Raw genomic sequence first — 6,706 nt, 5'->3', positions numbered from 1 at the left:
CCAGCCAGCGTGCCTGGCCGGCCAGGTCCGGCGCGTGGCGGATCACCATCACCGGAGGCGAGGGGGCCGGCGGCATCGCGTCGGTGACCGGTGGCGAGGCGTCGACGAGCCACTGCACCGGTCGCGAAAGCCGGGGGCGTTCGCCGTCGGCGCCGTCGATGATCGCCGGTACGTGTACGACCAGCGGGCGGCCCGTCGCCAGCTCGGCGTCGGCCTGGCGCAACAGGCTGGCCAGCGGCTGGCGCGGCTCCGGCGCGGCGGTATCGATGCGGGGGAATCCGGGTGCCAGCCAGCGCACATCGGCGTCCGCGTCGGTTGCCGGCGGCGCCAGCGCGGGGTGCACCAGCACGCGCGCAGCGTCACCTTCGTCGCGCAGGAACCAGGGCGCGGCCAGCAGCAGCGCGAACCCCGCGACCAGCAGCAGGCGCAGGGCCAGCAGCAGCCATTGTTCGAGACGAAGCTTCTGCCGCGGACGGCGTACGGCACGCAGCCAGCGCAGCGCGGCGAACATGGTCGGCTGCTGCTGTTCGCGCCGGGCCAGGTGCACCAGCAGCGGCAGCGCCAGCCCGAGCAGGGCCAGCAGGCCAAGCGGGAAGGCGAGGCCGAAACTCATGCGCGCTCCGCGGCGCCGGGCGCCAGCAGCCGGCGCAGCGGCAGGTCCATGGGTTCGTCCAGCCACGCCGTTTCGCTGCGGATGCCGGCGGCGGCCAGGCGCGCGTGCAGGTCCCGGCGCGCGGCGCCGAATTCGGCCAGGAACGAGGCGCGGGCAGCGGGCGCATCACCCACCAGTTCCTGCCCCGTTTCCGGGTCGCGGAAACGGTGGCCGCCGCGGAAGGGGAAGTCGCGTTCCTCGGCGGTCAGAAGCTGCAGGTTCAGGACCTCGCGGCGGGCGGCGGCGAGTTTTTCCATCAGCGCGACGCTGGCCTCGTCGAAGTCATCGCCCAGCACCAGCACCAGGTGGCCGGCGCCCAGGCGTTCCCAGAGCGGGCGCAGCGTGGATTCGGCGGGCCAGGCGCCGCCGGCACGCAAGCCGTGCAGTTCCAGCAGGCAGCGGTCGCGGTGGCGTGGTCCGGCGCCGGCCGGCACCAGGCGCAGGCCGTCGCCGCCGATCGCGGCCAGGCCGAACTGGTCGCCCTGGCGCAGCGCCAGCTCGATAGCGCAGGCGGCCAGGCCGCGGGCCAGGTCGAGACGGCTCCAGTCGGGGCGCGCGGCATCGGCCTGCGCCATCGAGGCGCTGGTGTCTATCAGTACCCAGACGGTGAGCGGGCTGTCGCGTTCGGCTTCGCGCACGAAAAAACGGTCGGAGCGGGCGTAGAGCTTCCAGTCCACCTGGCGAAGTTCGTCGCCCGGCTCGTAGGCGCGGTACTGCGCGAACTCCAGGCCGGCGCCGCGACTGCGGCTGCGGTGCTGCCCGAAACCATGCCCGCCCGTGGCCCGGCGCCCTTCCAGGCGCAGGTCGCGCAGCCGGGCGCGCACCGCGGCGGGAATGAAGTCCGGGCCGGACATGGCGGCCTCAGGCCGGGTGCGGGACCGCGCGCAGCAGCGCCGCCACCACGTCGTCCGGCGATTTTTGCTCGGCCTCCGCGGCGAAGGACAGCAGCAGGCGGTGGCGCAGCACCGGCGCGGCCAGCGCCAGTACGTCGTCGCGGGTCACGGCGAAGCGGCCGTTGAGCAGCGCGCGCGCCTTGCAAGCCAGCACCAGCGACTGGCCGGCGCGCGGGCCGGCGCCCCAGCGCACGTACTGCATGATCTCGGCCGGCGCTCCCGGCCCCGGGCGGCTTGACCGCACCAGGCGGGTGATCCAGTCCAGCAGGTCGGCGCCCAGGTGCACTTCGCGCACGCGCGCCTGCAGGGCCAGCACGTCTTCGCCGTTCATCACCTGCGGCACCTTCGGGGTCCTGCCGCCGGTGGTCTGTTCGATGATGTCGCGTTCTTCGGCTTCGCTGGGGTAGTCCACGCGGATGTGCAGCAGGAAGCGGTCGAGCTGGGCTTCGGGCAGGGGATAGGTGCCGGCCTGTTCCAGCGGGTTCTGCGTGGCCAGCACGAAGAAGGGTTCGGGCAGCGGATGCGTGGTGCCGGCGTAGCTGACGGTGTGTTCCTGCATGGCCTCGAGCAGCGCGGCCTGGGTCTTGGGCGGCGTACGGTTCAGCTCGTCGGCCAGCAGCAGGTGGGTGAAAACCGGGCCGGGCTGCAACTTGAAGTGGCGGTGGCCGGTGCCGTGGTCTTCTTCCAGGATCTCGGTGCCCAGGATGTCGCTGGGCATCAGGTCGGGCGTGAACTGCACGCGCCGGAAGCCCAGGTCCAGGGCCTGCCCCAGCGTGCGCACCAGCAGCGTCTTGCCCAGGCCGGGCACGCCTTCAAGAAGGCAATGGCCGCCAGCCAGCAGGCCGGTGAGCAGCTGTTCGACCACGTCGTGCTGGCCGACGATGGCCTGGCCGATCGCCTCGCGCAGCGGAACGATCCGGTCGAGCAGGACCTGCAGGTCGTGTGGGGTTTGCGTCGTCATCGCGGTTCCATCCGGGTCAGGCCGTCAACGCGTACATCACGATGTTGACGGCGAACTTGGTGTTGTCTTCGGCCAGCCAGCGCTTGTTGCGCCAGTCGTAGTCCCATTCGCAGCCGTAGTCCTTGTTGCTGTAGAGCACGCCCAGGCGGCCGTCGATCTCGATGCCCTTGAGGTAGTCGTGCACCAGGTCGTCGCCCCAGCCGTTGAGCTCGAAGCCGGTGGTGGGCGGGCCGTCGAAGCGGAAGAAGCTGGAATAGATGGGGTGCCGGTTCGACAGCTTCTGCAGCGCGCGCGGGCCGAAGATCGAGGCCATTTGTGTTTCGAAGGACTTCGCGAACAGGCCGTCGATGTCGTGGTTGCAGTCGTCCACGAATACGAAGCCGCCGTTGCGCACGTAGGTTTCGAAGTTGCGCCGCTCGTCCGGGTTGAACTCCACCAGCTTGTGCCCGGCCAGGTAGCAGAACGGCGCCTGCAGCATGCGCGGATCGGCCAGGGCCAGCACGTGTTCCTTGGGGTCCACGCGCAGGCGGGTGTAATCGATCAGCGAAGTGATGATGTTCGCCGGCATGCGCTGGTCCACGTCCCAGTTGCCCGAGTCGTACATCAGCCGGGTGAACCAGAAGTCGTAGTCGTCTGCCGCCGCGAAAGCACGGCGCCCCGGCAGGGCCAGGGCGCCGGCAGCAGCAAGCAGGGACAGGAAACCGCGTCGATTCATCGGTTTCCCATCCCTGAGCCCATCACACCGCGTCGGACAGCGAGGTGAACGTGAAGTCGCGCAGCTTCATCGGCGGGATCATCATCGTGAACGGGGACTCGTCGCCGCTGATGCGCACCGGCTTGCCCAGTTCTTCGATGTTGTTGAGCATGATCACCGGCGATTCGTTGAAGCGGAAGTTCTTCACCGGGTGCTTGATCTCGCCGTTTTCGATGTAGAAGGTGCCGTCGCGGGTCAGGCCGGTCAGCAGCACGGTCTGCGGATCAACCATGCGGATGTACCAGGTGCGCGTGACCAGGATGCCCTTCTGCGTACCCTTCACCAGCTCGGCCGTGGACTTGTCGCCGCCGGCCATCAGCAGGTTGCCGGGCTGGCCCATGGCGCGCTTGCCCTTTTCCTTGGCCCAGAAGCGCGAGTACTGCAGGTACTCGACCTTGCCGTCCTTGATGATCGGGTGCTTTTCGCGCGGCAGGCCCTGGTCGTCCCAGGGCATGACGGCCGCTTCCGGATTCCAGGGGTCGGCCATGATGTTCACGCGCGGGTCGTAGACCTGCTCGCCCAGGCGCGTGCCGCCACCCTTCTTCGACAGGAAGCTGCGGCCTTCGTCGGCCTGGCGGGCGTCGAAGAAGAACATCATGAAGCTGATCAGGCCCGCGGCCGCGGCCGGCTCCAGGATCACCGTGTACTTGCCGGGTTCAAGCGCCTTGGCCTCGGCCGAATCACGCGCCTTCTGGATGGCCACGGCGATGGACTCGTCGGCGTCGAAATCGCGGATGTCGCCGGAGTTGCGCGTCACCCAGCCCGAACCGCGGCCGTCTTCGGTGCGCACGGTGCAGGTGTAGTTGACGTTGGTGGCCTTCTGGTAGCCGAAGTTGCCCTTGGAGTTGGCGAAGGCGAAAAAGCCGTTCTCGTCCTGCAGGAAGCCGGCGGCGATGAGGTTGCCGTCCTTGCTGGGGCCGATCGAGGCCGCCGCGATCTGGGCACGTTGCTCCGGCGTGATGTCGGCGGTGGCCTGCACGAAGGTCGGCGAGGGCTTGTAGTCCTGCTTGTCGATGATCGGCATGTATTCCGGGTTCTCCGGCGCCAGCCGCGCCAGTTCCTCGGAGCGCCGGACCACGCGTTCAAGCGAAGCGTCGTCGAAGCTGTTGATGGTGGTGATGCCCTCGCGCTTGCCGAACGCCGACTGCACGATCAGCTGGGCATTGGAAACGATGCCGCTGGTGGAGACGTTGTTTAGCGCAAAGCGGATGTTGCCGGTGATCGATCCGGTCAGGGTCGCCGTGCATTCGTCGGCCTGCGACAGCTTGATGACCTTGTCGAGGATCGCCTTGGCCTGTTCTTCGGTGTAGATGCTCATGGTTTAAGGCTCCTGCGCCGGTCAGCCGAGGTTGCGGGCGGTGTTGATGACGTTCATGCCGTCGAAACGGGCCGTGGACGAACCGTGCGAGACGGCGGAAACCTGGCCGGGCTGGCCCTTGCCGTCGAAGAAGCTGCCGCCGATGCGGTAGTCGGATTCATCGCAGATGGCCGTGCAGGCGTTCCAGAACTCCGGCGTGCGGATCTGGTAAGCCACGTCCTCGAGCATGCGGGTGATCTTGCCGTTTTCGATTTCGTAGAACAGCTGGCCGCCGAACTGGGCGTTGTAGCGCTGCTGGTCGATCGAGAACGAACCGTCGCCGATGATGTAGATGCCCTTCTCTACGTCCTTGATCATGTCCTCGACGCTGAGCTTGGTCTTGCCCGGCGCCAGCGACACGTTGGCCATGCGCTGGAACTGCACGCTGGCCCAGGAGTCGGCGTAGCAGCAGCCGTGTGACTCGTCTTCGCCGATGATGTGGGCCTGGTCGCGGATGGCCTGGTAATTGACCAGCACGCCGTCCTTCACCAGGTCCCACTTCTTGGTCTTGACGCCTTCGTCGTCGTAGCCGACCGCGCCCAGGCTGCCCGGCTGCACCTTGTCGGCGAACAGGTTGACGATGTCGGAACCGTACTGGAACTTGTTCTCGCGCTTGTCGAGCGTGGCGAAGCTGGTGCCGGCGTAGTTGGCCTCGTAGCCCAGCACGCGGTCGAGTTCCAGCGGGTGGCCGACGTTTTCGTGGATGGTCAGGAACAGGTTGGTCGGGTCCAGCACCAGGTCGTACTTGCCCGGCTTCACCGACGGCGCCTTGAGCTTTTCGCGCGCCTGCTTGGCCGCGGCCACGGCGTCTTCGATCATGTCGTAGGACTTGCCGTAGTTGACGATGCCGTTGGGCGAGACGAAGCGGTCGCCCGGCTTGCCTTCAAGGTATTCGTAACCCAGGCCCATCGGCGCCGACAGGCCGTCGCGGGTGCGGAACTTGCCGCTTTCCTTGTCCACGGCCGTCACCGTGAACGGCGCCCAGATGCGGTGCACGTCCTGGTCGATGTAGCTGCCGTCGGTCGAGGCGAAATATTTCTGTTCGTTGACCAGGAACAGGGTGGAATTGACGAAGTTGGCGCCGGCGGCCATGGCCGCGGCGTTCACGCCCAGCAGCAGGTCCACCTTTTCCTTCACCGGCACTTCCATCGCGTTCTTGACGATCGGCGTGCGCCAGCTGACTTCGCCGAAGCCCTTCACCGGCGCCAGCTGCACCGGCGTGGTCTGCAGGCCGGAATTGGCCTTGGCGATCGCGGCGGCCTGGCGGGCCGCGTTGGCGACGCCGCTGGTGCTCAGGTCGCTGGTGGCGGCGAAGCCCCAGGCGCCGTTGGCGATGACGCGGATGCCGACGCCGGTCGATTCGGTGTTCACCACGTTCTGCACCTTGTCTTCGCGGGTGACCACGAACTGCTGCAGGTAGCGGCCGATGCGCACGTCGCAGTAGCTGGCGCCGGCGTCGCGGGCGGCCTGCAGGGCAGCGTCGGCCATCGCCTTCTTGATGCCGATGTCGAGTGAAGTGACCAGGTCTTCGGCGGCGATCACGCGGCCGAAGGGCATCATCAGGCCGGCAAGGCCCACTCCCGACATCGTCAGGAAATTGCGTCTGTCCATCGTGTCACTCCAAAGGCGTTAGGGCGGTGGCCCGCCTGACTCTGGTGGGCGCAGCAGGGGGCGTCAAGTGACGATAGTCCTAGGTCGGTTCGTGCCGGCGTTCCGCGGAACTTAAGCCTGCTGGCGTAGTCTCAATGGGCGTCCCGCCGCAAGGAGTCTTCACATGAGCAGACAATTCAAGGCCGGCCCCTGGCTGGCCCTCGCCTTCGTCGCCGTCTGCGGCGTCGTCGCCTGGAAGTACTACCCGCGTGAAGAAGCCGCTCCGGCGACACCGGCCGCCACCGTCGCGCCGGTCGCCGAAGCCCCGCGCGAGCCGGAGGTGCTGCACCCGATCGAAGACGTGCCCGTGCTGCCCGACCAAACCCCCGCCGAACCGCTGCCGGCCCTGGCCGACAGCGACGCCGTGACCTGGGCGGCGCTGGCGGCGCTGCTCGATGGCGGCGACCTGGCGGCGTTCCTGGTGCCCGAATTCCTGGTG

At 68.0% G+C, this 6,706-nt stretch carries 6 protein-coding genes and 1 pseudogene; 1 reads left to right on the top strand and 6 read right to left on the bottom strand.

Annotation, left to right across the window (positions count from 1 at the left end):
• The 6 genes from AACZ35_RS11160 to AACZ35_RS11135 all read right to left on the bottom strand — a co-directional run.
• Window positions 1–613: BatA domain-containing protein (locus tag AACZ35_RS11160; RefSeq protein ID WP_339829245.1), on the bottom strand; the 613-nt coding region annotated here is incomplete at its 3' end.
• The gene (locus AACZ35_RS11155; protein WP_339829244.1) at window positions 610–1,506 is read right to left on the bottom strand and encodes a DUF58 domain-containing protein; all 897 of its coding nucleotides are present in this window, start codon (window positions 1,504–1,506) and stop codon (window positions 610–612) included. The genes AACZ35_RS11160 and AACZ35_RS11155, both read right to left, overlap by 4 nt.
• A gap of 7 nt (window positions 1,507–1,513) precedes the next feature.
• Window positions 1,514–2,506, bottom strand: coding sequence for a MoxR family ATPase (locus tag AACZ35_RS11150; RefSeq protein WP_339829242.1), 993 nt, complete (start codon window positions 2,504–2,506; stop codon window positions 1,514–1,516).
• Window positions 2,507–2,522: 16 nt separating this feature from the next.
• Window positions 2,523–3,221, bottom strand: a complete 699-nt coding sequence (locus AACZ35_RS11145; RefSeq protein ID WP_339829240.1) for a DUF4159 domain-containing protein — start codon at window positions 3,219–3,221, stop codon at window positions 2,523–2,525.
• Window positions 3,222–3,243: 22 nt separating this feature from the next.
• Window positions 3,244–4,578 carry a TldD/PmbA family protein gene (locus tag AACZ35_RS11140; RefSeq protein ID WP_339829238.1) on the bottom strand — a complete coding sequence of 445 codons (1,335 nt, stop codon included), beginning with the start codon at window positions 4,576–4,578 and terminating at the stop codon, window positions 3,244–3,246.
• Window positions 4,579–4,599: 21 nt separating this feature from the next.
• Window positions 4,600–6,228, bottom strand: coding sequence for a TldD/PmbA family protein (locus AACZ35_RS11135; RefSeq protein WP_339829236.1), 1,629 nt, complete (start codon window positions 6,226–6,228; stop codon window positions 4,600–4,602).
• 163 nt (window positions 6,229–6,391) lie between these two features.
• Between AACZ35_RS11135 and AACZ35_RS11130 the strand changes: the two are divergent.
• Window positions 6,392–6,706 (top strand): annotated as a pseudogene (locus AACZ35_RS11130) (DUF3014 domain-containing protein); the annotation flags it as partial.

The sequence above is a fragment of the uncultured Arenimonas sp. genome, assembly GCF_963976025.1.
Lineage (GTDB): Bacteria > Pseudomonadota > Gammaproteobacteria > Xanthomonadales > Xanthomonadaceae > Arenimonas.
This window is presented reverse-complemented; position numbering and strand designations above follow the sequence as displayed.